At 41.5% G+C, this 24492-nt stretch carries 26 protein-coding genes and 1 pseudogene; 20 read left to right on the plus strand and 7 right to left on the minus strand.

Annotated features, from left to right (window positions below):
- Positions 1–104: 104 nt before the first annotated feature.
- Entirely contained in the window at positions 105–1076 is a 972-nt protein-coding gene (locus MHN30_RS06495; RefSeq protein ID WP_239358987.1) for an integron integrase, read from the minus strand.
- A gap of 253 nt (positions 1077–1329) precedes the next feature.
- On the opposite strand from MHN30_RS06495, the gene MHN30_RS06500 reads away from it, so the two are divergent.
- The 8 genes from MHN30_RS06500 to MHN30_RS06535 all read left to right on the plus strand — a co-directional run bounded on the left by MHN30_RS06500 (position 1330) and on the right by MHN30_RS06535 (position 6532).
- Positions 1330–1920, plus strand: coding sequence for a hypothetical protein (locus MHN30_RS06500; protein WP_239358989.1), 591 nt, complete (start codon positions 1330–1332; stop codon positions 1918–1920).
- Positions 1907–2983, plus strand: a complete 1077-nt coding sequence (locus MHN30_RS06505) for a DUF262 domain-containing protein (RefSeq protein ID WP_239358991.1) — start codon at positions 1907–1909, stop codon at positions 2981–2983. The genes MHN30_RS06500 and MHN30_RS06505 overlap by 14 nt, the downstream gene beginning before the upstream one ends.
- A gap of 131 nt (positions 2984–3114) precedes the next feature.
- Complete coding sequence (locus MHN30_RS06510; RefSeq protein ID WP_239358993.1) at positions 3115–3714, plus strand: hypothetical protein; 600 nt, start codon at positions 3115–3117, stop codon at positions 3712–3714.
- Positions 3715–3874: 160 nt separating this feature from the next.
- Positions 3875–4255 (plus strand): hypothetical protein, encoded by a 381-nt coding sequence (locus MHN30_RS06515; RefSeq protein WP_239358995.1) that lies wholly within the window; start codon positions 3875–3877, stop codon positions 4253–4255.
- Between the two features lie 108 nt (positions 4256–4363).
- Positions 4364–4936, plus strand: a complete 573-nt coding sequence (locus MHN30_RS06520; RefSeq protein ID WP_239358997.1) for a hypothetical protein — start codon at positions 4364–4366, stop codon at positions 4934–4936.
- A 125-nt stretch (positions 4937–5061) separates the two neighbouring features.
- The gene (locus MHN30_RS06525) at positions 5062–5553 is read left to right on the plus strand and encodes a hypothetical protein (protein ID WP_239358999.1); all 492 of its coding nucleotides are present in this window, start codon (positions 5062–5064) and stop codon (positions 5551–5553) included.
- 48 nt (positions 5554–5601) lie between these two features.
- Positions 5602–5850, plus strand: coding sequence for a hypothetical protein (locus MHN30_RS06530; RefSeq protein WP_239359001.1), 249 nt, complete (start codon positions 5602–5604; stop codon positions 5848–5850).
- A gap of 130 nt (positions 5851–5980) precedes the next feature.
- Positions 5981–6532 (plus strand): HEPN domain-containing protein, encoded by a 552-nt coding sequence (locus MHN30_RS06535; RefSeq protein ID WP_119232315.1) that lies wholly within the window; start codon positions 5981–5983, stop codon positions 6530–6532.
- 369 nt (positions 6533–6901) lie between these two features.
- Here MHN30_RS06535 and MHN30_RS06540 read toward each other — a convergent pair.
- Positions 6902–7003: pseudogene (locus MHN30_RS06540) on the minus strand (transposase); the annotation flags it as partial.
- Between the two features lie 116 nt (positions 7004–7119).
- Here MHN30_RS06540 and MHN30_RS06545 point away from each other — a divergent pair.
- From MHN30_RS06545 to MHN30_RS06570, 6 genes are read left to right on the plus strand one after another with little or no spacing between them, the layout of a single operon-like run.
- Entirely contained in the window at positions 7120–8154 is a 1035-nt protein-coding gene (locus MHN30_RS06545; RefSeq protein WP_099028562.1) for an ATP-binding protein, read from the plus strand.
- Positions 8154–8855: a response regulator transcription factor gene (locus MHN30_RS06550; RefSeq protein WP_010373790.1), complete on the plus strand. Its 702-nt coding sequence runs from the start codon at positions 8154–8156 to the stop codon at positions 8853–8855. Before MHN30_RS06545 ends, MHN30_RS06550 begins: the two co-directional genes overlap by 1 nt.
- A 20-nt stretch (positions 8856–8875) precedes the next feature.
- Positions 8876–9532, plus strand: a complete 657-nt coding sequence (locus MHN30_RS06555) for a TrkA family potassium uptake protein (RefSeq protein WP_039494977.1) — start codon at positions 8876–8878, stop codon at positions 9530–9532.
- Positions 9532–10902, plus strand: coding sequence for a TrkH family potassium uptake protein (locus MHN30_RS06560; protein WP_188249449.1), 1371 nt, complete (start codon positions 9532–9534; stop codon positions 10900–10902). Before MHN30_RS06555 ends, MHN30_RS06560 begins: the two co-directional genes overlap by 1 nt.
- Positions 10903–10922: 20 nt before the next feature.
- The gene (locus MHN30_RS06565; protein ID WP_239359003.1) at positions 10923–11954 is read left to right on the plus strand and encodes a S66 peptidase family protein; all 1032 of its coding nucleotides are present in this window, start codon (positions 10923–10925) and stop codon (positions 11952–11954) included.
- Positions 11951–12394: a GNAT family N-acetyltransferase gene (locus MHN30_RS06570; protein WP_130165417.1), complete on the plus strand. Its 444-nt coding sequence runs from the start codon at positions 11951–11953 to the stop codon at positions 12392–12394. Before MHN30_RS06565 ends, MHN30_RS06570 begins: the two co-directional genes overlap by 4 nt.
- Before the next feature lie 9 nt (positions 12395–12403).
- Here the strand turns inward: MHN30_RS06570 and MHN30_RS06575 are convergent, their stop codons facing one another.
- Positions 12404–13348, minus strand: a complete 945-nt coding sequence (locus MHN30_RS06575) for a bile acid:sodium symporter family protein (RefSeq protein ID WP_239359005.1) — start codon at positions 13346–13348, stop codon at positions 12404–12406.
- A 258-nt stretch (positions 13349–13606) separates the two neighbouring features.
- On the opposite strand from MHN30_RS06575, the gene MHN30_RS06580 reads away from it, so the two are divergent.
- Positions 13607–13969 (plus strand): DUF6176 family protein, encoded by a 363-nt coding sequence (locus MHN30_RS06580; RefSeq protein ID WP_099028567.1) that lies wholly within the window; start codon positions 13607–13609, stop codon positions 13967–13969.
- 11 nt (positions 13970–13980) lie between these two features.
- On the opposite strand, the gene MHN30_RS06585 is transcribed toward MHN30_RS06580, so the two are convergent.
- Complete coding sequence (locus tag MHN30_RS06585; RefSeq protein WP_130165419.1) at positions 13981–14826, minus strand: EamA family transporter; 846 nt, start codon at positions 14824–14826, stop codon at positions 13981–13983.
- Positions 14827–15239: 413 nt separating this feature from the next.
- Between MHN30_RS06585 and MHN30_RS06590 the strand changes: the two genes are divergently transcribed.
- Positions 15240–15608, plus strand: coding sequence for a hypothetical protein (locus MHN30_RS06590; RefSeq protein WP_099028569.1), 369 nt, complete (start codon positions 15240–15242; stop codon positions 15606–15608).
- Between the two features lie 37 nt (positions 15609–15645).
- Positions 15646–16017 (plus strand): hypothetical protein, encoded by a 372-nt coding sequence (locus MHN30_RS06595; protein WP_039494990.1) that lies wholly within the window; start codon positions 15646–15648, stop codon positions 16015–16017.
- A gap of 51 nt (positions 16018–16068) precedes the next feature.
- Here MHN30_RS06595 and MHN30_RS06600 read toward each other — a convergent pair whose 3' ends face one another.
- The 3 genes from MHN30_RS06600 to MHN30_RS06610 all read right to left on the minus strand — a co-directional run bounded on the left by MHN30_RS06600 (position 16069) and on the right by MHN30_RS06610 (position 20856).
- Positions 16069–17040 carry a carbohydrate kinase gene (locus MHN30_RS06600; RefSeq protein WP_239359006.1) on the minus strand — a complete coding sequence of 324 codons (972 nt, stop codon included), beginning with the start codon at positions 17038–17040 and terminating at the stop codon, positions 16069–16071.
- Positions 17041–17055: 15 nt separating this feature from the next.
- The gene (locus MHN30_RS06605; protein WP_239359164.1) at positions 17056–19446 is read right to left on the minus strand and encodes a TonB-dependent receptor; all 2391 of its coding nucleotides are present in this window, start codon (positions 19444–19446) and stop codon (positions 17056–17058) included.
- Positions 19447–19629: 183 nt separating this feature from the next.
- Positions 19630–20856 (minus strand): MFS transporter, encoded by a 1227-nt coding sequence (locus MHN30_RS06610; RefSeq protein WP_222245092.1) that lies wholly within the window; start codon positions 20854–20856, stop codon positions 19630–19632.
- Positions 20857–21042: 186 nt separating this feature from the next.
- Between MHN30_RS06610 and gtfA the strand changes: the two genes are divergently transcribed.
- From gtfA to MHN30_RS06625, 3 genes are all read left to right on the plus strand, one after another.
- Complete coding sequence (gene gtfA / locus MHN30_RS06615) at positions 21043–22512, plus strand: sucrose phosphorylase (protein ID WP_130165422.1); 1470 nt, start codon at positions 21043–21045, stop codon at positions 22510–22512.
- Between the two features lie 182 nt (positions 22513–22694).
- The gene (locus tag MHN30_RS06620) at positions 22695–23456 is read left to right on the plus strand and encodes a metalloregulator ArsR/SmtB family transcription factor (RefSeq protein WP_239359007.1); all 762 of its coding nucleotides are present in this window, start codon (positions 22695–22697) and stop codon (positions 23454–23456) included.
- A 20-nt stretch (positions 23457–23476) separates the two neighbouring features.
- A complete protein-coding gene (locus MHN30_RS06625) occupies positions 23477–24487 on the plus strand; it encodes an ArsJ-associated glyceraldehyde-3-phosphate dehydrogenase (RefSeq protein WP_130127369.1) in 1011 nt (336 codons plus the stop codon).
- Positions 24488–24492 lie beyond the last annotated feature (5 nt).

The following is a 24492-nucleotide window of genomic DNA, read 5'->3' on the forward strand; positions in this document are numbered from 1 at the left end:
AGACTTTACCTGACATGCGCTTTGTGGAACAAAAGATGGTCGTCAACGTTACTTTTGTTCCACAAAGCGCACGTTCCACTAACTCGTTTATGCCCCAAAACAAGCTAGAAAATTTTGCTCAAAGGGCTTACAACACCGTTTGCGCCTTGCTGTAAAACATGGGTATAAATCTGAGTGGTTTTAACGTCTGAATGGCCTAACTGAGCTTGTACTGTTCTAATACCTGCCTCACTTTGTAACAGGTGTGTAGCAAAAGAGTGGCGAAAAGTGTGGGGCGTTATAGGTTTTGTTATTTGTGCTTTTTTGGCTGCCTCTTTAACCGCTTTACGTACTCCTGTTTGATGAAAATGATGTCGGCGGATCTCCCCAGTTTCAGGATCAGCACTTAACTTATATGAGGGAAATAGATACTGCCAAGCAATTGACTTATTGGCGCTAGGATATTTTCTTGCTAGTGCGTTTGGCACCCAAACACCTGCATATCGTTCATTCTGGGAATCTAATTTTAAGTATTCATCAGCCTGAGCAATTTGATTTCTTAGCAAAGGTATAAGTTCTGTGGCGAGAGTAACCACCCGATGTTTATTCCCTTTTCCATTCCAGATCCGAATGCACTTGTAGTCAAAGTCAATGTCCTGAACTCGTAGTTGAACAGCTTCCATTACACGTAAGCCGCTACCATACATTAAGCCTGAAATTAAATAATATCGTTTACTTAAAAACGACATGAGACGTTTAACCTCCTCGGGGGTCATAACAATTGGCAACTTAGATTGGCGCTTGCTTCTGATAAACGTTAGATTGGGGCACAAATCCTGTTTAATTATTTGCTTATACAGAAAAGATAATGCATTTAACGCTGTCGCTTGTGTTTTAGGCGACACATTACGTTTAAGCACAAGGTAGTCGAGATATTCGACAACCTCGTTATCGCCCATTGAAGCTGGGTGACGCTTATCATGAAAATGAATATAGGAAGAAATCCACTTAAGATATGTATCAACTGTTCTGAGCGAATATTGCTTAGTCAGCATAAACTCTGCGATGTGGTTTAGAAATGGTGAACGAGTTCTCATTGAATTAGCTCTAAAAATAAACTGTATTTATATACAGTGTTGGCGTACTTCTCCTATAGTCAAGAAAACGACCCACTGGGTCGTTTTCATCCTTTTCATAATGATGAAAAATATATCTGTAGCAACAAGTTAGTTATTGTGATAAAACTGGTACAATGAGAAAAATGACCCATGACTCGGTAGATAAACGACCCATTGGGTCGATATTAAATTGTTATGGGGCTTTAGCTGCATTCAAAAAATTTAGGTGTTTATGGAAAAACAAGAAGTAGTAAACTTTATTTTAGAAAATAGTGAACTTGACATTTATTACCAATATTTAATTGGGCAAAACGTTTGGTATTTTCAAAATTTTAGTGATAACTCTGAAACTAGCTATGATGAATTTAAGAAGTTCATTTCAAGAAAGCTAGATGTTCCTTTCAACAACATTTCTATTGTAGGAAGTGCTAAAACAAAATTCAGTTTTTCACCAACAAAAAATTTTAAAGTATTCGGTGATGACTCTGATTTTGATTTAATCATAGTATCAAACAAAATGTTCCATAATATATGGAATGCATATCGTGAAGTCGCTTTAGAGCGCCATTTAGCTGGCTACCAATATAAATGCTCAAACGTTTTTAATGGGTTTGTCAGTTTAAAAGATACTGATCCTACTTACGGTAAAAGCGTTTTAGAGGAATGGCAAAGAAAAGTTTTGACTTTTAAAGCTGAATTGCAATTGAAGTTTAAAATTCAGCATGAAGTTAACTATAGAATTTACTCTGATTGGGAATCAGTTCAAGATTACCACATGAGAGGGATATCAAAATTGAAAGGTGGTTTAAATGAAACTAATTGAATCTATAGACATACAGCCTCAAACGGCTAAGTGGTTGTCTGATCTTGATCAAAAAGGGTTACTTGAGGTAGATAATTCATTCCAAAGAAATTATGTATGGACATTAAATAATCAAATAAAATTAATAGAATCTATTCTCATAGGCTACCCAGTTCCTGAAATATACCTATGGAATACTGGAACAGATGAAAATACCGGTGATACCAAATACTCAATAATTGATGGGCAGCAACGGTGTGGAGCAATATTTCAATATATATCTAATACTTATAAACTTAAAGCTAGTTCATTAGATAGCCAAGGAAGTAAATTTTCTGATATCCAAGACAGATTTTTTAAAGATTTAGATGTTGAAGATAAGAAGGCTATTTGGTCATACGTCTTCTCTGTACGTATTGTAAGAAACAACGTTCATAGAAATGACATTGTTAATATGTTCTTACGACTAAATAGCAATAACATGACCCTAAATCCCCAAGAGCTTCGAAATGCTGAATTTGAGGGGGAATTTATGAATGTCTCATCTCAACTAGCTGAGTTACCTTTCTGGGATCAAAATTTAATATTTGGTATTGCTGATAGAAGAAGAATGAGAGATGTTGCTTTCATTAGTACATTACTTGTATTCATGAAAGAAGGTATTCAAGAAGATATCGGCAATACAAATTTAAATAAAATATATGATTTATATAACAATGAATATCCATCAAAAGATGAAGATATTTCAAAGTTTCAATTGATAATATCTAATGTAGATAATCTTATTGATGGCAATAGTGAAAGAAGAAAAATACTCAAACGGCAAGTTCACTTTTATACCCTTTTTACAACTATTTTTGAGCTTACACTTGATGGTGGAACTTTAACGGTTGAACAAATGAATAATTATCGTAGCTTTATCGATAATTACGAAAATGATGAACTTTTAGAGCGTTATTTCTCTAACATACTTAGTGAAATATATAAATATAAATCACTTTCTAAAGAAGGTACTCGCCAGAAAAGTAATCGAATGGAACGCCATAACTGCCTTAAAAAAGTTTTTAATTATTCAGCCCCATAACAAGTTGCTTAAACGGACAAAAAACAGCTGGCTTTTGCTCGTTCCTCGTTAATTTTAGCCAGCTATTTTATTGCCGCTTAGCAAAGCGTTATGTGTGATGGGGCGGCGTAAATTGATTATGGAGGATTATAGTGATTAACTTTCTTATTGGTGTGATTCGGTTTCCACTCACACTGTTTTTTTCTAGCATTTATTTGGTGGCTGTTGTTGTGGGTTTGGTCGTCGAATCTGTTTCCGTCATTTTGGCTTTTCTGTTCTTAGCAATTTTTGCAGGGAAAAAGTACATCAAAAGTACATGGCTAGCGGAGTACCCTCACTCTACAAGAAATTTCTTTTCAATACTTAGGGATATTTTGAGGTGGGGGTTGTTATTGAAAAAAGAAGAAAGTGTGTCGTGTTCTGGAAATGAGGGCTTGTCTCAACCTGCGGAGGGAAAATCAAAGGGTTCTACTGGGGGAGGCAATTTATTTCTAACTTTTACGTCTATTTTTGTCGCCGTGCTCATAGCTTTCCTTGAAAGGGATAGTAAACGTAAGCCCGGGATTCAGACCTTTTTCTTAGTTGCAGGGCCAATTGAGGCATTAGCAATATACTTGTTTGTGTACGGTAATAACTCGATGTTTAACACTTTTCTTCCTTTTATTATTCCCTTTTTAGTTGTTCAGTATAAGGTTGGTAACTTGGGCTTGAAAAATAGTCAGTCTAATCAAGAAAATGATGTCTCAAAGTGAATCGGTTTCAAACACATAACAAAGCCATCCAACCGACTCCACAACGTCGCCCTTTTTTTGCTAAAAACACAGCAAAAACGGGCCACATTGCTCCGCAGTTGATGGCGGCGTTATGTGCAAGTATGAGTCTGTAGCATCGTCTAAATTAAGGATATCTCTAATGAAAGCACATGAAAGGGCCGCACAAATTTGGCCAGTATTGAGTTTTGCAGCAACGAACAGACAAGTGTTGACTTATGATATTGTCGGCAATCTAATTGGTGTACCAAGGTTTGCTCTTGCGCAATTATTAGAGCCAATTCAGTCATACTGTTTAATGCATAATCTACCTGCTTTGACTGTTCTCGTTGTTAACAAAAGTGGAGAGCCTGGTACTGGTTTTATAGCTGCCGCTGATGTTTCTAAAGAGCAACAAAAGGTGTTTAACTTTGATTGGCTTAAAGCCAAAACTCCTTCACCTGAAGAGTTAGGCGAAGCAGTTAAAGAACTACCTTCTTGTGGTATTCCTGAGGCTGCTAAGTATAGTGAAAGTTGCACATAACAAAGCAAATTAAAAGTGCGGACAAAAAACAGTTGGCTTTGCTCGTGCCTCACAAATTTTAGCCAACTATTTTTTGCCGTTTTTTTGCGGCGTTACATGGAGTAAGTCATGGCTTGGTTGCCAATGTATTTAGTAGAAGAAGATTTAAAGAGCTTGTCTGACTTCCTTCGTTACGAGAAAGATATTTCACTCATTAAGTCTGTTGGAGAGGGGCATTGGCAGGCATTTAGTGATTTTGAAATAAACGAACCGGGTCGTTACTGCCTTTTTCATTCGGAAGCAGGGCCGCTTCCCTTGCTAGCAAAAAATCACGACGAGGCTGATGGCGAGATAGCTAATCCATTTGAAGGGTGGCAAGAAGAGCGCGCAGGGGCGAACCCAAGACAGCCATATTTTGGTGCTGGTCATCCTGCAATATTTTGGCTCAATGCTCGACTTAAGGTTGAAGGCAAAGTAGGAATGTCCTCGTTCGAATGGATTGGAAATCATTACGCAAAAATAGGTCGTCCTGCACCAGACGCTGCAAAAAAGTGGTGGGGGCGACTGGGGCGATGGGTAAGAAAACAGTCTTTCAAAGTCCCGCGGTCTGGAGCTTTAGATGGTAATGGCAAGGAAATTTGGGCATTTAGTAGCGCAATGTTGGAGTTTGAATCGGGAGTAGACCGTGCAAACAATCCGTAAAATCCATGTAATAAACGGCTGCACCGGACAAATTTCCGCTGTCACCCTTTTTGCTTTGCAAAAAAGTCGCCATCAAAAATTTGCTCGGTGAGCCGGGCGTTAGAGAGCATTAAGAAAGGATATTTATGAGTCAAAATGAAAGTGTTAATTTCTTTATGCGTGTAGTTAAGGAAAGACATAAAGATTTAATCACTAATATTGATAAACTTTATATTTCATTAGTTTCAGAAAATAAAGAAGAAAAAGTAACAGCTAATGAAGTCGCATTAGATTCTGCAAACACGCTCTCTTCATTTTTATCTGAAAGTGATACTCCACATTGGTTAATAGATTTAAAGAGCAGATTAAATTGGTATGTAGCCAACCACGCAAAGCATAACAATGGTAATAAAGTTCTAATAGATAAATTGATTGAATTGAATCATCAAATTCATAACCATAAATGGACATTAGATCATGAACCAACAAATGATTCGTATAACTTCGATGAAATTTATGAGCGATTCAAGAGCGCTAGTAAACTTCCTGAACTCTTTGATATTTTAATTGATACCCTTGAAAAAATGATAGCTAGCGGTGAAATTGATAGCATTAAGACAGTAACAGGCTTACAATAATTATTAGCATTATTAAAACAGAATAAGTCTGGTTCATATTTTTCTGTTATGGCTAGCTGGGAGTTTTTAGGTGGTTTCATCAAAAATACAATGTGGGCAACGTTAGACTCTCTTCCCGTCGTCAAACAAATGAAAAAAGGATTTGAAAAAACAGTAGAAGATATGGACATTGAGTTAGATGAAGTACACAAGTCTATAGCTGAAGAAATGAGAGCAAAATACAATACAACTGTAAACTCACTTACGTATAAAAGGCAAAGTGAAAACTTGCTAGAAAATAAAAAAGAAAAGGTGTAGAACTCTCTAACAAGGTAATTATGGATGGGACGCTTAAAGCTTGGCTGGCGCTCATTCTTCGCTTAGTTTAGCCAGCTATTTTCCGCCGTTTATTAAGGTGTTAGCCGCTATTGCATTCTGCAGGTTTTCAATGAAAGTTGATTTAAGAAAGTCTCCGTTACAAATGTTTAGCCGCCAGTTAGTGAGGTTAAAGTACGTACAGCATATTCAAAATGATTTGAACATCGAAACAACACGCAAGTTTGACAGCAAAATTAGATATCTAAACCAAACTTACGTGTTTCATTTGGTTGCGTATTGGCAAGATTTTGTTGAGTCTCTCGTGCGTCGAAAATTTACGGACATCAAGTCCTATAGCGGGCCTTATCCTTTAGACGATTTACTTGCTCAGAATGTTGAAAATAAACTGAAAAGGTTTAACACTCCCAATACAAAAAATATTGACCAATTACTTAAAGATACTTTCGGATTAACGAAAGTTACGACTTGTTGGGATACTGAAGATTTTTCACGTGTTCAAGCAAAGGAAAGGCTTGATGGAATCTTATTATCTCGGCATCAAATTGCGCATAGAGGACTTACTTCAAGAGAATTAAGCTATGAATCGAACTTTGAAGACATGGAGTTCATTTTTGAGTTAGCTACTCTTCTTCAAAAAGCAGTTGATGATCATGCAGTTTAATAGTGTCGGCTAACAAATAGCTTGAAGGCGGATAAAATTGGAAACAATACAGACACCCAAAATTATCTATTCACCATAGTTACGGCAGTTTCGACTTAGAATTACAAAAAAGTGTTCATCACTCATATCAAAAGTGTTTCTAAAATAAGCGAGTTATTGGCGTTTACGTATTTCTCGACGTCAAAATCAGCTTATCGCGCACGGCATGGGAGAGGCTAGGTTAGCGCAGCTTGAGGCATTATTGCTAAAGCCTTTATTTGGTCCAGCCAGCAAACGTTCACAATTGCTAGGTTTGTGCGCCGTCGTTTTTTGAGTGTTTTACAATAAGTGGTCAGTACTCGCTCTCGGCCATTCTTCAATGAATTTCTAAGTTATCCAGTTGCTTTTGAACAGCTTGTGCCAGCGTATCACAATGGCTTTATCAGATATGCGCTTAGCCTTTTTATCATCAACATGCAAAAACAAACTTGATAGATAAACAGGCTCTTGTGCTAAATAGCCTAAAGCTAAGTAAATTTTACGCAAATTATACGGCAACGGAATTTCGACAAGGATAGAATAAAGACATAGCGCAAGTTGGAGTCACTATGTTTTCCGAGAATGGATTTATTGCCAAGAACGAGTATCTCGTTAGTTTTCTGGTTTTGCTGTTAACCAGCGCCTTTGCTGTTGCCTTAGACTCGCTGTTGCATTCGGCGATCAGTGTATTGTTGGTATTGCAGTTGGGGGTTGTTGTTGTTTCGCTCATCGCAAAACGTTGGATGGCGCTGGGAGTGGCGATTGTTAGCAGTCTAGTGTTCAACTTTTTTATCACGGAGCCCAGATACACGCTTCATATGAATAACACCGAGGACGTGGTCAATTTAGTGGTATTTATCGCGGTGGCATTAGCTACCAGCTATTTATCGAGCTATATCAAAGAGCAAAAGCAGCAGCTTTTAGTTGCGAATGTGCGCTCCAATATCTTGTTGTCGGTTTCTCATGATCTACGCACACCGCTCGCTGCGGTGATGGGCGCGCTCGAAACGTTAGAAACCTATCGTGATAAGTTAGACCAAGACGAGCAAAATGAGCTGTTGGGATCGGCACGGTCAGAAAGCCACCGTTTGTTTCGCTATATCGAAAATATTCTGCAAGCCACCAAGTTACAGCATCAAGGGGATGAGCTTTCGCTGTTGAAGCAACCTACGTCTATTGATGTCTTGATCGATAACGTGATTTTGCGGCTAGGCGCGCCATGCGTCTCGAGAATGCCACAGAATATGAGTCCAATTCTCACGATACAAGCTGCACTCATTGAACAAGCCCTGTTTAACTTAATTGAAAATGCAGTCACCTTTAGTCCCGATGGAGAGCGGGTTGAGATTTCCTTTGGAGAAACGCAGCAAGCGTTGTTGATATTTATTCAGGATAACGGCCCTGGGATCCCCGTTGCTCGGCAAAAAGAAGTCTTTACCGCCTTTAGTTCGTTTCGACAAAGCGCCAGCAAAGACGGTGGCAGTGGCTTAGGGTTGAGTGTGGCGAGAGGTATTATTCGTGCGCATGGCGGTGATATTCGCATTTTGCCCACGACGCAAGGCTGCACAATGGAAGTTAGTTTGCCAAAAGAGGAGGCGCATTGATGACTCACACCATTTTATTGATTGACGATGAAGAAGAGATCCGTCGTTTTATCCGCTTAGCATTAAAAGCTGAAGGGCTGAATTATGTGGAAGCCAGCACTGGAAAGGAAGCCATGTCGGTGTTAAAAGGTGAGCTGCCAGACTTAGTTATCTTAGATCTTGGGCTACCAGATTTTGATGGGTATAGCATTTTGAAGAAGATCCGAGAAACCAGCAAGCTACCTGTATTGATCTTAACTGCACGAGATCAAGAGGCCGAGAAGATTAAACTGCTGGAGGGCGGCGCAAACGACTACCTGACGAAGCCTTTTAGCATCAAAGAGCTGGTGGTGCGCGTCAAAGTGCTATTACGAGATTTAGTACCGAACAAACGCTTGCTTGCCATTGACTACGGCAAATTGATGATAGATTTACAAAAGCATCAAGTCATTATGGATAACGCACCATTAGCACTGTCGAAAAAGGAATTTGCACTACTTAGTATGCTTGCACAAAGAGCACAAGAGTTAGTCAGTCAGCAAACCTTATTAAAGCAAATTTGGGGCGAAAGCCATGTGGAAGATAGTCACTATTTACGGATTGTGGTCAGCCAGTTACGTAAGAAACTCAGTGACGATGCTGCTACACCAAAAATCATAGAAACTGAGCCCGGGGTTGGTTATCGGTTTTTACTTTTACCGCTCAATAAGCATTTCTCATAACGGGGTATATAGAGGTTGTTATGGCACAATTTGTAGTTATTGGTTTAGGTCGATTTGGTTTTGCGGCTTGTTTGGAATTAAAGCGGCTTGGAAACAAAGTGATAGGAGTAGATAGTCGCGAACGTGTGGTGAACCAAGTTGTTGAGCATATTGATTATGCCACCTCTTTGGATGCGACCGATGAAACGGCATTACGCCAACTAGATATTACGAGAAGCAAAGCGGTATTGGTCGCCATAGGTGAAAACCTAGAAGCGAGCATTTTATGTGTACTGTCGCTAAAGAACTTGGGCGTCGAGCAAATTTGGGTTAAGGCCAGCTCAGAAGCGCATCATACAATTTTATCTCGTTTAGGCGTAACACGTGTGATCCACCCTGAAGAAGAAATGGGGATCAAGGTTGCACAAACACTGAATTACCCTATGGTGAATCAATATATGCAGTTGGGGCATGGCTTTTATATGGTGGAAGTCATCGTGAATAAATTAAGCTGCGGACAGTCTTTGGCGACGCTATTAAAGCGTGCAAAGGGCGAAATCAAGGCTGTGTTAGTGCAGCGCGGCAAAGCGTGTTATACCAATCCGGCTGAGTCATTTTTGATCAACGAAGATGATAAAGTGATCCTCAACGGTCAGTTAAAAGCGTTAAATTCTATCGCGTTAAAACTGGGGGCGTAATGAAAACATGGAGTCCCCACTATTACCCCTATCCAAATAGCAAGCCCAAAGCCCACAAAAAGCCGCTGAGGTTAAGCCCCCCTGCAGTTCTGTTTATTGGGTTTTGCGGGCTGATAGCTTTAGGTACTATTTTGTTGTTGCTACCGATAGCACACACCCAAGACATCAAAGTGATGCAAGCGTTATTTACTGCAACTTCCGCGGTAACGGTGACAGGACTTGCGGTATTGAGTACGCCAAATGATTTTACGACCTTTGGCCATCTCGTTATTGCCAGTCTTATTCAAATCGGTGGACTGGGGTTTATGACCATTACGGTTGTGGTGCTGCGGGGGATGGGGCAGCAAATGGACATTAGCAAACAACTGATCGCAAAAGAAAGCTTTGGCATAGCTCGATTTGATCAGTTGGTTGATACAGCCAAATGCGTGTTAGTTTATGCACTGATCATCGAATCGATAGGGTTTACCATTTTGCTTGCCCATTGGTATCAAACGCTACCGCTTGGTGATGCGATAATGCAAAGCTTCTTCTACACTATTTCGGCTTTTAACAATGCCGGATTTGCATTGCATGATGACAGCCTAACCAGTTTTCGTGGTGATTGGGTCGTTAATCTTGTGATATCAGGGTTATTTGTGATTGGCGGACTTGGATTTGTGGTGTTGATGGATATAGTAAAAAGACGCCGTTGGAGCCGGTTTGGATCTGCCACTAAGTTAGTCTTGATAGCAACAGCGGTGTTAAATGTGCTGGCATTTAGCTTATTTTGGCTTTTTGAAGCAAATAACCCAGAGACCCTTGGAAATTTGCCGTTATCTGAGCAAGTGATCACTGCCTGGATGCAAGCGGTAACGCCACGGACAGCGGGCTTTAACAGTATCGACTTTGCGCTGGTGAATGACGAAAGTACCGTGCTGACCATTTGGTTAATGATAATAGGGGGCGGCTCTATGAGTACCGCCAGTGGTCTTAAAATAACCACGGTTGTGGTGCTATTAATGGCAACCTACGCTTATTTGAGACGCAGAGATCAAGTCGCTATCGGACACAGACAGATCTCGCCTGAAACGGTATTTAAGGCGCTTAGTCTCACCGTGGTGTACTTTTTTACCGTGATGCTCGCAACCCTTATTTTAACGATCACCGAGCAGGCAAATTTAACGGATATCACATTTGAAGCGGTGTCTGCATTAGGCACGGTTGGCTTATCTCGAGGGATCACTGGCTCATTGTCTGAACCCGGTGAAGCGGTAATCATCTTTTTAATGCTGATTGGACGCTTGGGGCCGTTAACCTTTCTATACTTGATCGCTCGCCCGAAACGGGAGAATTTAAAGTATGCAAAAGCGGAAATTCAGGTAGGATAAGCAAAAAAATAACGGAAATCATGATGAAGTATCCCAAACCGTTGAAAGCGGGCAGTAAAATTGCGATCACGGCATTCTCAGCGGGCGTACCTGCTACTATGCACGAGAGATTAGACAACGCTTTGGGTTATCTCGCGCAACAAGGTTTTGAACTCGTGGTTGGTGAATGCCTGCGAGATAACCACAACTACGTTAGCGCGGATGTCAAAACCCGTGCGAATGAGCTTATGGGATACTTACTCGATGACACAATAGACGCGATTATGCCGCCATGGGGCGGTGCAATTGCAATGGATTTACTGACATTGCTTGATTGGGAAAAGTTGGCGCATGCTCCGCCAAAATGGCTCATCGGTTTCTCTGATGTCAGCACTTTGCTGAGCGCAGTGACTTGCAAACTAGGCTGGGCAAGTGTGCATGCAACTAACCTTATGCAATTAAATGTCCATCAACAAGACGCATTAACGGTTGGACTTTTTAACCATTTGAGGCGCGCGCCTAATGACTCTTTTACGCAGTTTCCCTCGACACATTTTGAAGCTGAGCCACTCAATTTTGTTGATTTTCCCGATGCTGGATTTAACTTATCCGCGAGGACTCAATGGCGTATTTTGGCCAATGGCAATCATCGTCAGCAGTTTGCTGGTCGATTATTAGGCGGCTGTTTGGATATTCATATGTTATTGGCTGGTACGGAATATTTTGATCTGGACGCTTTTTTACAGGTATATCCCAATGAATCAATAATTTTATACTTTGAAAACGGCGAAATGCCGCCAGCGGCATACTATCGTGCGCTGCAAAGTATTAAATTACGAGGTTGGTTCTCGAAAGTCGCTGGAGTTTTGATTGGTCGAAATCCAGAGCCGCTGGCAAAAGATAGCGACTGGACGCACCTAGATGCATTGCAAAACGCCTTTACTGGTTGCGATTTCCCCGTGCTATACGATGTGGATATAGGCCATCAAGCGCCGAATTTAACGCTGATTAACGGCGCATATGCCGAAGTGACTGTTGGCGATACCTTTTCAATTACACAGACATTAATATGAATCTAGAATATAAAGTCGGCTCGATAGATGACCTCCTTGCGATAGAAAACCAAATTCCGGAGTTTGCCACGCCAAGAAAGGGTGAGGAAGTCGTAGACAAACTGCGAGATAAGCAACATTTATTGCTGGTGGTGTACGCGCAAGGCAAACCCGTTGGGTATAAGCTAGGTCACGAACTGCCAAACAACGAATTTTATAGCTGGTTAGGCGCGGTCATCCCCGAATATCGCGGCAAAGGTATTGCCAAGCAGTTGTTGGTGATGCAAGAAACTTGGTGTAAAGCGCAAGGCTATAGCGCCATTAGAGTAAAGTCGAGAAACCTATTCAAAAACATGCTATTGATGTTAATAAGCCGCGATTACCAGATTGTAAAATGTGAACAAATCAACGGCTCATCGGATTGCAAAATTCACTTTTATAAGCAATTACAAAAAGCCTAACCTTTGATATTAGGCTTTATTGTTATCAGATGAGCTGGTGGCGCTTTGTCTCCATATTCCTGCTAATATTGAGCCGCTGACATTATGCCAAATAGAAAATAGGGTACCTGCTACGGCCGCTGTAGGAGTAAAAAACTTCATGGCAAGCGCAACAGCAAGCCCCGAGTTTTGCATACCCACCTCAAAGGCCATGGTGCGACATACTTTTTCGTCAAAACCCAGCCGTTTCGGAATGAAATAGCCCAAAAGTAGCCCTGTAGTATTGTGCAGGATCACTGCAACCAGCATAACGAGCCCGATGCTTTCAAGTTTAGGTTGATTAAGAGCAACGATCACCGCAATGATAAAAACGATTGAAAGCATTGAAAGTAAAGGCAGTATCGGAGTTGTTTTGAAAATAGAGTGCGCTAGTGGTTTGGCAAACAAGGTATTGAAAGCAACGCCCACAGCCACTGGAAGTAGCACAATTTTTAGCAGGCTCGTCAACATATCAGAAAACTGAATATCAACCACCTGGCCTATCATCAATGTGGTTAGTAGTGGCGTTAAGAATACGCCGAGTAAAGTACTAATCGCGGTCATAGAAATCGATAACGCGACATCTCCTTTGGCGAGATAACACAAAACGTTACTTGCCGTGCCGCCAGCAACCGTGCCAACTAAAATCATACCAATTAATAGGTCAGTTTCTAAGCTCATTGTGGTTGCAATCAAGTAAGCAACACTCGGCATCACAGTAAATTGAAGTAGCACACTAACGCAAATGGCTTTTTTGTTGTCGAGCACGCGTAAAAAGTCTTTTGTAGTGAGGGTTAAGCCCATTGTCAGCATGATCAACATTAATAACGGAATAATACTGCCTTTAAACGCGCTAAATAGAGTCGGAAAAAGATAAGCGGTTACTGAGCAAATAATGGCCCAAAGAGGGAATAGTTGTACGATTCTTGTCATCATATTTTTACTTTATTTTTCTTTAGATATTAACGAAATTTTCGTCAAACACCTAACTCCAGAGATCTGGCTCATGGGCGTTAATGGTTATCTTAGGCAAAACAGCTTGTTACATTTTACTAATTTTATAGTTGGGCCCGTTTGAGGGAATTAGGTATAGTCGTTACTACGAAAATGATAAGTGGGAAATAGGAATAAAAAATGAAGGAAAGTATGCTCAGTACCAAAATGGTTAAAGGTTGGAGGTGTTAATCTTATTCCATGGAAACAAAACTGCTAAAGATAAAATTAAATTTGAATACTCGTCCTCAAGTGGATGAATTACTTGCTTATATGCAGGATAATATCGCGTTTCCGAGAGAAGAAATGCGACAGAAAGGCTACTTTTGGGATTCCGTATTTTTTGCCGAAGAAGGCGGAAGAGAGTATCTCTATATTGTAATAAAGTCTGAAGACTTTAGCTGTATTATGATGGATGAATCTGAGCTAATTTGTACACCTTTTCGTGAAGTGTATGAGCGCTTTAGGAAAGCATGTTGGTCAACAGAGCCATATCAAGATATCGAAGCGTTGGCGTGTTTCAATTCACAAATGGAGTTTGACTCTGTCGAACCCGGTAAATAAGTTAAAAAGGGTTATACTTTTGCACCGCTTTTACTATAGAGCAATGCCGCAAAAATAATGACACTGCCAATACCAAGGCGAACGAGGTCAGCTTCTCGGTTCCAAATCAGCAAATTGACAATGATCCCAGCTGGGATCAACACATTGTTCATTACCGCGAGTTCACCCACCGAGACGCGGGTCAGTCCCAAGTTCCAGACATAATACCCGACGCCTGAAGCAATCAAGCCTAAATAAATCAGTATTCCCCATTGTAGATTGGTACTTGGGAGTTGTTGGGGATTACCGAATAACATAAATCCAATGGCGAGCACGAGGGACGCACCAATAAAGAAAAAACCGAAACTTTGATGGTGTATCAGTTGGTAGTGGTTACTTAAGCGTTTGTAACTTACTTGGCCTATTGCAAAGCAAAGGTTTGCCCCTTGCACTAGTAGCAAGCCAAAAAGGTAGTCGCTAGTAAGCTCAGTAAATCTAATGGTGATTGCACCAATGATAGCTATGAGCGCAGACAGCAAAAAAGTGGCATTGAATGAGCGGTTTAGTAAGTCATTGAGTGCAGTAATATAGATGGGTGTCATCACTGTGAATAGCAACACTTCAGGTACGCTTAGGTATAAAAAAGAGTGATAGTAAAAGCCATACATCAGACCAATCTGTACTGCACCGATTGCCATCAGCTTGATTATCAACTCTTTATTCACTGAACTCAATCTCAAAAATGGAATAAACACAATTGCTGCTAGCAAGGTTCTAGATAAAGCGCTAAACCAAGCATCGACTTGGCCTGCCAAATAGACTCCAATCAAAGAGAACGAGAACGCCCAAAGTAAAGTAACAATCCAAAGTAATGGCATAGACAATTTGTTGTAGTTTTTAATCTCGCGATTGTATCACGAGCGTAGCAGAAATAGACCATTCGATAAAAGCGATGATAACAATCATTATAATGTGATTTTAATTTATGATTATTCACATAGAATGACCCGTGTATTCACACTTACATCCCTTCATTGTTTTACCCATGATGTGTTTGGCCGCCGCTGCGGCCTTTTTTTATTTAGTCTATTATTTCGATACTCGCTATAGCTTGTCCCTTCACCGTTTATATCAATTTCCATGAACTTGCTAGATTTAGTGCATTCTGAACCTCTTGTGAATTTTATGTTTTTTATGGGTTAAAACAATTGAATTTTTTATTTTTATTGTGTAGCTTTATTTTTAACCAAGGTTTCTTGGTTGTTAATATAACAAATATAAGGATAGCAAGATGAAACAAAAAATAACTAAGATACTTGCAGCTATTGCATTAGTTGGTACCTGCAGCGCTGGCGCAACTGAGTTGAATTGCGACCTACAAGTGAAAAGAGGTGGTAACGTCATTGGTAACGGACAAACCTGCTTTGGTATGGACTTCTCATTTGGCAACTCGACAACTGGTAAGTTTTACTTAACGAATATCAGCAAACCGATTAATAAAGTGATTTGGAATGGTGATGCTAGCTGTTCTGGTGGTGTTGAATGTGCACTCACGGTTTATGCGTATCAAACACATACAGCAACGGCGACTATCTTATACAAAGATGGCACATACGAAGAAACGAATGTATCACGTATCTCGTATGAAACTGGTCACTAAAAATTACTTAACTCATTCTTAATTAAAGGAAATAATAATGAAATCAACATTAATTGCTTCGGTATTGGTTGTACTAGGTGGTCTGTCTTTTAGTTCGCAAGCGGCAGATTTAAAATGCTCTTTGAACGTGAAATCAGGCGGTAATGTGTGGGGTAACAATACTAGCTTTTGTTCAGGAATTGATTTTTCTTTCGGTAATTCAACTTCTGGTAAATTCTATATCGCAAATGCCACTAAAGCGATTAGTAAAGTAATTTGGAATGGTGATGCGAGCTGCAGCGGTGGTACTACGTGTAACATGACCATTCGTGCTTATCGTCAGTACAATGCGACTGCAACTATTCTTTATACTGATGGTACATACGAGACGACAAACTCTGCTCATATTGACTATGAAACAGGGTTTTAAGCCTCGACTTTTATAATAAAATAGCGGGAAAGCCTTTTCCCGCTTTAGGTATTAACCTAACAAAGCCTCAGGGTTGAAGGAAGAAAACCGTTCAGACACATCTATACGCGTTGGCATAAAGGGCATGACACCTTTGTGTTCACAAGTAAACGCACCGCATTTCACAGCAAAGCTAAGTGCCTTTTTTACGGTTGGGAAGTTTTGCACTAGTGTATCTTTTGAGATCCCGTGTTGGCTGAGTTGAAATAGAAACCCTGCCATTAAGCTATCCCCAGCGCCGGTTGTATCAACCGCATCAATAGTAGGAGAGGCGACGGAATAAAAGTCTTTAGCTGTTAATACACTGCAAGGATTTGGCCCATCGCTTGAGATCACCGCTTGTACGCCGACACTAAGTAACCAATCTAAATAGCTAGCTTCTCTCATGTTCTTTTCTTCAGCGAGATATCTCAGCTCATCTTTACTCATTTTTAATATGTCGACATAGGGGTAGCAAGCCTCTATACGTTCGGATAAGCAAGATAAGTCCTGCCATAGATTCAAGCGCAGGTTAACATCAAATGAAATTAATTGATTATGAGCCGCAGCAGACTTTAATAACACCATGGTGGTACTTGTAACTTCTGCATCGGTAAGCGTGTTTGAGCAAAAATGAAATATCCCGTGATCTGGCCATTGCAAATGCTCAAAGTCTTTTGGGCGGATTGCGATATCAGCGGTATTGTCGCGGTAAAACGAAAAGCTTCGTTCTCCTTGAGCGTCTAGGTGGACGATGGCCAAGGCGGTTTGCGCTCCACTTATGGATACACAATATTCTGTTCCAACAGCATATAACGCCAAGGTTGATTTTAATTGCAGCGAAAAGGGATCTTCAGCGAAGCCTCCCACAAACCGAGCACTGCCACCAAGTTTAGCAAAGCCTACCGCCACATTCGCTGGAGCACCGCCAGCAATAGGGTTAAGGCTACCGTCGCCGGTAGGTAACAAATCGATAAGCATCTCGCCAAAACATGTTAATTGCATAACTACTACCCCCAATTAGAAACGGTACTTTAAAGTGACAGACGTAGTTCTGCCGTTAATACTGCGAGCGCGAATAATATTGTTAGTTGGAATTACGCCTTCCTCGGCTTCTGTTAATCCAGTGGTATCAAAGAGATTGTTTACGTTTAACGCGATATTGAAGCGTTCAGTCAGATCATAACTTGCAAACGCGTTGACCTGAGTGTAACCGTCAAATTTTAACTCGTTGTTGTCTTGTGCGTACGCGTCAGTGGTGCCGATTAGGCTTAAACCGATAGCACCTTGATCGAAGTTATATTTACCCAATAAGGAATAAACAAAGTCAGCTTGCCGTCTTGGCGTGTTACCCTCGACTTCGGGAGTGAGTGCATCTTTTGCGATTTCAGCATCGGTCCAAGTTAAGCTACCTCGTAAGTCGAAGGAGCCAATAAAATAGACACCTTCAAGTTCAATACCTTGTGCTTCGTATTGCCTGTCAAAGAACTTTTGGCTGGTTGCCTCAAAGTTTTGCTCTTCTGTTTCGGCGTAAAATAAAGTTGCAAATAGACGGCCTTGTTCAAACTTTTGTTTGATACCAAATTCATATTGTGTCACTTCATCCACAGCATCTTCATCAGCAACACTGCCATCAATATTCACTTTACCGAACAATAGTCTGTCTGCATTTGCACGACCGCCCTCACTGAATCTGCCGAATATGGCGCTGCTTGAGGTCATTTGGTAGTTTGCGCCGACAGAGTAGCTTGTGTAGCTCCAATCGTAATTAACTACATTGGGGTTAGCGAGATCGATGGCTGCAACTTGCTCCTCCGGCTTTGATATAGTGCCATCACGGTTGATATCTACACGAGATGTTACAGCACCTGCAAATGTACCTGTCGCTTTACCTGAATCATGACGCACACTCGCATCAACTGAAATATCGCCGAGCTTTGTTGAAAAGGCGATATATGGGGCACGAGTATCGTATTCAGTATCGTAGTTGCGCTGACAGCAATTTCCCCAATAGGGCGTACCATAGGCATATAATCCGTTTTCAGAATATGCTGTGCCATCCGCAGCGGCCACGTTGACAAGCGCTGCGTTATCTCCTTTAACCTCGAGCAAGTATGAATTCCATAACCAAGACATATTGATATTTTGCGATGACATGAAATAACCGAAGGTGAGTGACGTGTCAGTACCAAATGATTTGGTGAGCTTTAGGTCATTCATGATGTTGTCGAAATCATTCATTTCCACTTCGAAGGTATGAACGCGCATTAGTAGTGCTTGATTGAACGCTTGATCCGCTTTTGGTCCGTTGGCAAAGGTGAGTGTTGCACCGGTACCGGCTATGCTCTCTGCAATTGCTTGGCTATTAGCGACCTCAGCAGGGAAAGGCGACATAAATGAGCCTGAGATACTCGACTTTCTGGACCTGTTTTCGATTTGCCAGTCATTACCTAGTTTGAAATTTGCTTCAAAGCCGATACTATCAACAACAGGGTGCATTCCGTCTCGCATATCCCCTCGACGAATTTGATTGTTATCACCTAAGCCTTGCGTGGCGGTGAAATAAACAGAGTGGGGTGTATCTGACAGTACATCAAAGCCGCTGATGGAGTCGCCATTAGAATACATAGGCATAGGAAGGTAGCCTGCTGTCTTATCATCAAGGTGTTTTACATACAAACGAACGTAGCCACTTTCAAATTCCTTGGTGATATTGGCTTTGAGTTGGCCGCCTTTATTTGCGGTATAGCCGGTGTCACGTGGGCCTTCACCTTGGCGCACAAAGCCACCAATATGAAATTTTATGTCGTCAGTTAAATAACTCCCATACTCAAAATCAGTTCTAAACTCGTCATAATCTAAACCAAACGTGGTGGCAACACTGCCTGACTCATTTTCACCCGTTTTTGAAATCAAGTTAATAATGCCTCCGGGAGCGTCGCTGGCGGCAGTCGAAGCCGAGCCACCACGAATAGACTCGATTGACTCCACGGTATTATCAAGGCGCATAAAAATATCGGCGTTACCAAAAGCAATGTCACCAAACTGCAAAATAGGCAAGCCATCTTCTTGTAGCTGCAAAAATTTAGCACCACCGGATGCGACAGGAAGACCACGTACAGCGATATTTGCATTACCTTCACCACCGGTTGATTCTGACCTTACACCAGGAATTAGTTTGAATGCTTCAGCGGTAGTTCTGGGGGTTGCAACAGAGATTTGCTCCAGCCCTATGCTGCTAACAGAAACACTCGATTCCATAATGGTTGTTCGCTTTGGAACACCCGTTACGACTATTTTCTCGAAGCCTTCGGCAGGTTTTGTGTGTGCTTTTCCTTCAGCGGCCGCCGAGTGAGAGATTGCAAGCGTGAGTGCGCTGAGTGTAAATAGGGTGGTTTTGATTGTTGTCATCATTTGCCTCTTGTTATCGTTGTCAAACTCGTGCGGTCTATTAAAAATGAACTTAATCGATTAAGTTCATTTTTAGCACAATTTAATTTGGTTGCAATTAAAAATTAATCAATAATTCAAACAAAATTTTAATGCTTTGGTTTTTATGAATTTTAACCCGTGAAAAATTTGTGGTTGGAGGGGTTACACTCGCTGCAACTTAGCGTTTTTGCTCAATGGTAAGCGGGCAGGGTCCTTTAACCAGTTGTACAACATGGCCGCAAAGAGTAAAAATGCAAACCCAGTCGCAAGTACAAAGCCATAGCTAACATGGCCAAAGTAATCGCTCACCATGCCCATCAGAAGTGGTGCTAGCGCAGCAGAAAGCGCGGTGAAGAACAACATCACACCAGCAACAGAGCCATGCTGAGCTTTGTCAAAACAAGAGATCCCTTTTGAGTTTAATGTTGGGTAAATCATAGACATAAATAAACCACTTAGCGGGAGCGTATAGATAGCGGCATTAACACCATAAAGATAAGTTAAAAAATAGCATACAAATATAGCAAAGCTCAGCGTTAGCATTACGCTTTGCCAACGATACTTAGCGAGTAACCATACAGCCATAAAGCGACCTATTGCACGCAAAATAAAAAAGATGGTGAGCGCATAAGTTGCAAGCCAAGTTAAATCACCTTGGTAATCCTGTAATAAAGTGGGCATCCAGACATAAATTGCGACTTCAGTTGCAACGTAGAGTGCTATGGCGAGGGAAAAGCCAAGTGCATATTTGTTCTTGAGCATGGCTGCTGTATGAGATAGGCCTGCATTGTTTTGTGCATGAGCGGTATTAAACTTGGGAAACTCAGTGCTTAAAGTCACGATACTGAGTATTAAGCACAGCCCACCAGCAAGCACATAAAGATAGGTCCAACTCACCCCCTGTATCAATAGATAACTGACAATTGCAGGGCCAATTATCGCGCCGATGGCAAAGAAGCCTTCGACTTTATTCATGGTTTGAGTATGTTCTTGTGCGCCGTCAGAAATGTCACCTAGAAGGGCGAGGGCACCTGTTTTAAATAGGCCAATGGCTAATCCAATAACACATAAAAGCATTAAAAACATGGTGAAAGTTTCACCCAGTGCGAACAGAAAACATGCGGATGAAAATAGTATGAGGCCGATTAACACCGTGAGCTTACGGCCTATTTTATCTGCCAAAAACCCTAAACATAAGCCGCTAAAGGCAATTAAAATCATTGGCGCATAGTGAAAGGCGCTGGCCTGGGTCATGCTAAGTTGATATTCGCTGATCAGTGTTGGAATGATCACGCCAACGGCGTCTGATGTCATCGCAAACATCAAAAACATCATATAAGTTAACCAGCGCAACGTGTTGAGCTGAGTGTGATTCGACTTGCTGCTCATTGTTCACCTCTTGAAGGGCTTTGTTATGTAGCTGGTCTACTTCTTTACATAAGACTGAGTGTAATACTAATCTGCATTAAGCGAATTATTTTTAGTAGAACGCTACGATAAAACTTGATTATTGTTTGTTCATGATTAAAGATATAACTTAATCGATTAAGTCTCAACTTTTTTAATGAGTAAATTATGAAAAACCAAGTTCAGTTGATCACGTATGCTGATCGCCTGTCTGGCGGCGGCCTTGCACAATTAAATACGTTACTAACGGGCCCGTTAGCTGGACTATTTGGTGGTGTCCACATTTTGCCTTTTTACTATCCAATTGATGGTAGTGACGCAGGTTTTGACCCGATTGATCATGCCAAGGTCGACGAACGATTGGGTGATTGGCAACATATTAAGTTGATTGCCGAGCACTGTGAGGTAATGGCAGATCTTATCGTTAACCATGTATCAGGAGAGTCAGCAGAATTTGCAGATGTGTTGGCTCATGGACAAGAGTCACAGTTTTGGTCGATGTTTTTAAAAGAAGAAGATGTCTTTCCTAATGGCATCACGCAAGCACAAGCGCAAGCAATTTATCGTCCGAGGCCGGGAAGTTGCTTTTCTAAAAAGGCGTTAGCGAGTGGCGAAGTTGTGGATTTTTGGACCACTTTTACTGATAACCAAATTGATATTAATGTTGAGTCAGAAGCGGGGCGCGCTTATTTAGAAAAAGTCTTAACATTGTTTGCAGACAGTGGAGTGAAAATTATTCGACTAGATGCCGCAGGATATGCAATCAAACGCGCAAATACCAGCTGTTTTATGACTGATGAGGCCTTTGCTTTTATCAATCAATTATCTAAGCGCGCCAATGAGCTTGGTATGGAAACCATTGCCGAAATTCACAGTTATTACAAAACTCAAGTAGAGGTTGCCAGCAAAGTCGACCGTGTTTATGACTTTGCGCTCCCTCCGCTTATTTTACACAGTTTATTCAATAAAGATTTCTCGGCTTTAGCCAAGTGGTTGGACATTGCGCCACGTAATTGTCTAACCGTGCTGGATACTCATGACGGAATCGGCATTATTGACGCGGGGCCTGAAGGGGATAAACCAGGGTTACTCGATGCCAATCAAATTGATGCTTTGGTTGAGCAGATCCATAGCAACAGTAAAGGCCAAAGTCGCAAGGCAACCGGCGCTGCAGCGAGCAATGTCGACTTGTATCAAGTCAATTGCAGTTATTATGAAGCCTTAGGGAAGCATGATTTTTATTATTTGGTAGCAAGAGCAATTCAGTTCTTTTGCCCTGGAGTACCACAAGTTTATTACGGTGGTCTATTGGCGATGGAAAATGACATAGCACTCCTAGAAAAAAGTAATGTTGGACGCGATATCAACCGCCCTTATTTGGATGTCGCGATGGTGGAAGCCGCACTCGATAAACCTGTGGTGAAGGGTCTGCAAACACTAATTAAACTGCGTAATACTTGCTGCGCATTTGATGGCAATTTTGCATTAACATGCCAAGGCTCAAATCTGGTTATAACTTGGGAGGGCTATAATGCAAAAGCGGAGTTGCGAGTTGATCTCGCAAAAGATGAAGCCATGATTAAAACTTCTGAAAACGCCACAGAGCAGAGCTATAACATTCAATCGCTGCTTTCCTAACCATAGCTAGGAGCCAAAGTTGCGCGTAGAAAGCGCGCTTTAAGTACCTCAACATCGATTATCCTTGGTAGCGGCTCGCAATCTTAGGTGAGCTGCTATGTATAGATAAATACCAACAAAGCGTAATTGACATAGCGGGTTAACTATATAACAATAAAGTTATATAATTAATTTGTTATGCGATGATGAAGATACTTTTTCTTTGTTCTGGAAACTCAACGCGGTCAATTTTAGCACAGGCGCTAGCTAACTTTCATGGCGGTTCGGATGTTCATGCCTATAGTGCAGGCACTAAGCCAAGCACGGTGAATGCGACTACGCTTTCAATGCTACGCCGTTTAGGGATTAATACGGACAATCTGTACAGTAAACACCTCAATGAGTATAAGGACGAACACTTTGATGTGGTGGTAACTTTATGCTCTGAAGTGCAATCTGAATGCGAAGGTAAACTGCAAGGAGAACATGTCCTTGCGTGGGATATTGCGAGTCCAGCTGAGCGAAGTTGCAGTAGCGCTTATGAGCAAACCTTGTTTGACATCAATGAACAAGTTATTTCCCTACTACGCGAAGGTAAGTCACAACATACGCTACTTACACCCTTGCAATTTTATAAATCCCTAGCGGATGAGATCCGCTTAAAAACGCTTGCCATGTTGACGGTGGAAGGTGAGCTATGTGTTTGCGAGCTAATGGCGGCGCTTGAACAAGATAGCCAACCCAAGGTGTCACGGCATTTAGCGCAGCTGAAGAAGGCTGGAATTCTATGTGATCGCAAGCAAAAACAATGGGTATTTTATTCTATAAACCCAACGCTACCGCTATGGATGAAGGCGGTGATAAACGCCACGGTTATGCATCAACCAGATTATATAAAAGCTGAGTTAGTGAGGCTAAATGCGATGGGCGAACGGCCAACACGCATGGCAACTTGCTGTAACTAATAATTAGATTTGGAGTTCTTATGACGATTAAAGTAGGGATCAATGGTTTTGGTCGAATGGGGCGTTTGGCGCTTCGCGCTAGCTTTGACTGGCCTGAAATCGAGTTTGTACAAATTAACGATCCTGCGGGCAATGCAGAAACCCTAGCGCACTTGCTAGAGTTTGATTCTGTCCATGGTAAATGGCATCACAGTGTGTCTTTTCAAGGTGAACAGATCCAAGTAGGTGAAACTGTGTTGTCGGTGACTCAAAACAAAGAGATTGCGCAAACTGACTGGTCTCAATGTGACGTCGTGATCGAAGCATCCGGCAAAATGAAAACCAAAGCTTTACTGCAACAGTATTTAGATCAAGGCGTTAAGCGCGTTGTTGTTACGGCACCGGTAAAAGAAGAAGGGGTATTAAATATTGTGATGGGAGTGAATGACCATCTATACGACGACATTCCCCACCAAATCGTTACGGCCGCTTCTTGTACCACAAATTGCTTAGCGCCAGTCGTAAAAGTATTGCAACAAAACATTGGCATAAAGCACGGTTCGATGACGACTATTCATGACATCACCAACACGCAAACCATTTTGGATGCGCCACATAAGGATTTACGCCGCGCGCGGGCCTGTGGCATGAGTTTAATTCCGACAACAACAGGTTCAGCGACTGCTATTACCCATATCTTTCCAGAATTAAAAGGCAAGCTAAATGGTCACGCTGTTCGTGTTCCGTTGGCGAATGCTTCATTAACAGACTGCGTGTTCGAGGTCGAGCGGCCAACTACAGTGGAAGAGATTAACCACTGGATGGCGCAAGCTGCTGCTACTGAGCTTAACGGAATTTTAGGTTATGAATCAAGACCACTAGTTTCTATTGACTATAAAACGGATCCTCGCTCTAGTATCGTCGATGCGTTATCTACAATGGTAGTTAATGGTACTCAGGTTAAGTTGTACGTGTGGTATGACAACGAGTGGGGCTATGCAAATCGTACCGCGGAATTAGTACGTAAAGTGGGATTGTCGTTAGGCGAATAAGATAT

The sequence above is a fragment of the Pseudoalteromonas sp. OF7H-1 genome (genome assembly GCF_022347825.1).
In the GTDB taxonomy this organism is placed as follows: Bacteria; Pseudomonadota; Gammaproteobacteria; order Enterobacterales; family Alteromonadaceae; genus Pseudoalteromonas; species Pseudoalteromonas maricaloris.

Excerpts from the sequence above, each read along its gene's own strand:
- MHN30_RS06585 (WP_130165419.1), bottom strand. The coding sequence starts at position 14,826 with ATGCCATTACTTTGGATTGTTACTTTACTTTGGGCGTTCTCGTTCTCT.
- MHN30_RS06620 (WP_239359007.1), top strand. The coding sequence starts at position 22,695 with ATGATGAAGATACTTTTTCTTTGTTCTGGAAACTCAACGCGGTCAATT.
- MHN30_RS06495 (WP_239358987.1), bottom strand. The coding sequence starts at position 1,076 with ATGAGAACTCGTTCACCATTTCTAAACCACATCGCAGAGTTTATGCTG.
- MHN30_RS06500 (WP_239358989.1), top strand. The coding sequence starts at position 1,330 with ATGGAAAAACAAGAAGTAGTAAACTTTATTTTAGAAAATAGTGAACTT.
- MHN30_RS06550 (WP_010373790.1), top strand. The coding sequence starts at position 8,154 with ATGACTCACACCATTTTATTGATTGACGATGAAGAAGAGATCCGTCGT.
- MHN30_RS06590 (WP_099028569.1), top strand. The coding sequence starts at position 15,240 with ATGAAACAAAAAATAACTAAGATACTTGCAGCTATTGCATTAGTTGGT.
- MHN30_RS06570 (WP_130165417.1), top strand. The coding sequence starts at position 11,951 with ATGAATCTAGAATATAAAGTCGGCTCGATAGATGACCTCCTTGCGATA.
- MHN30_RS06610 (WP_222245092.1), bottom strand. The coding sequence starts at position 20,856 with ATGAGCAGCAAGTCGAATCACACTCAGCTCAACACGTTGCGCTGGTTA.
- MHN30_RS06580 (WP_099028567.1), top strand. The coding sequence starts at position 13,607 with ATGGAAACAAAACTGCTAAAGATAAAATTAAATTTGAATACTCGTCCT.
- MHN30_RS06605 (WP_239359164.1), bottom strand. The coding sequence starts at position 19,446 with ATGACAACAATCAAAACCACCCTATTTACACTCAGCGCACTCACGCTT.
- MHN30_RS06560 (WP_188249449.1), top strand. The coding sequence starts at position 9,532 with ATGAAAACATGGAGTCCCCACTATTACCCCTATCCAAATAGCAAGCCC.
- gtfA (WP_130165422.1), top strand. The coding sequence starts at position 21,043 with ATGAAAAACCAAGTTCAGTTGATCACGTATGCTGATCGCCTGTCTGGC.
- MHN30_RS06525 (WP_239358999.1), top strand. The coding sequence starts at position 5,062 with ATGAGTCAAAATGAAAGTGTTAATTTCTTTATGCGTGTAGTTAAGGAA.
- MHN30_RS06600 (WP_239359006.1), bottom strand. The coding sequence starts at position 17,040 with ATGCAATTAACATGTTTTGGCGAGATGCTTATCGATTTGTTACCTACC.
- MHN30_RS06595 (WP_039494990.1), top strand. The coding sequence starts at position 15,646 with ATGAAATCAACATTAATTGCTTCGGTATTGGTTGTACTAGGTGGTCTG.
- MHN30_RS06545 (WP_099028562.1), top strand. The coding sequence starts at position 7,120 with ATGTTTTCCGAGAATGGATTTATTGCCAAGAACGAGTATCTCGTTAGT.
- MHN30_RS06535 (WP_119232315.1), top strand. The coding sequence starts at position 5,981 with ATGAAAGTTGATTTAAGAAAGTCTCCGTTACAAATGTTTAGCCGCCAG.
- MHN30_RS06625 (WP_130127369.1), top strand. The coding sequence starts at position 23,477 with ATGACGATTAAAGTAGGGATCAATGGTTTTGGTCGAATGGGGCGTTTG.
- MHN30_RS06530 (WP_239359001.1), top strand. The coding sequence starts at position 5,602 with ATGGCTAGCTGGGAGTTTTTAGGTGGTTTCATCAAAAATACAATGTGG.
- MHN30_RS06520 (WP_239358997.1), top strand. The coding sequence starts at position 4,364 with ATGGCTTGGTTGCCAATGTATTTAGTAGAAGAAGATTTAAAGAGCTTG.
- MHN30_RS06505 (WP_239358991.1), top strand. The coding sequence starts at position 1,907 with ATGAAACTAATTGAATCTATAGACATACAGCCTCAAACGGCTAAGTGG.
- MHN30_RS06555 (WP_039494977.1), top strand. The coding sequence starts at position 8,876 with ATGGCACAATTTGTAGTTATTGGTTTAGGTCGATTTGGTTTTGCGGCT.
- MHN30_RS06565 (WP_239359003.1), top strand. The coding sequence starts at position 10,923 with ATGATGAAGTATCCCAAACCGTTGAAAGCGGGCAGTAAAATTGCGATC.
- MHN30_RS06515 (WP_239358995.1), top strand. The coding sequence starts at position 3,875 with ATGAAAGCACATGAAAGGGCCGCACAAATTTGGCCAGTATTGAGTTTT.
- MHN30_RS06575 (WP_239359005.1), bottom strand. The coding sequence starts at position 13,348 with ATGATGACAAGAATCGTACAACTATTCCCTCTTTGGGCCATTATTTGC.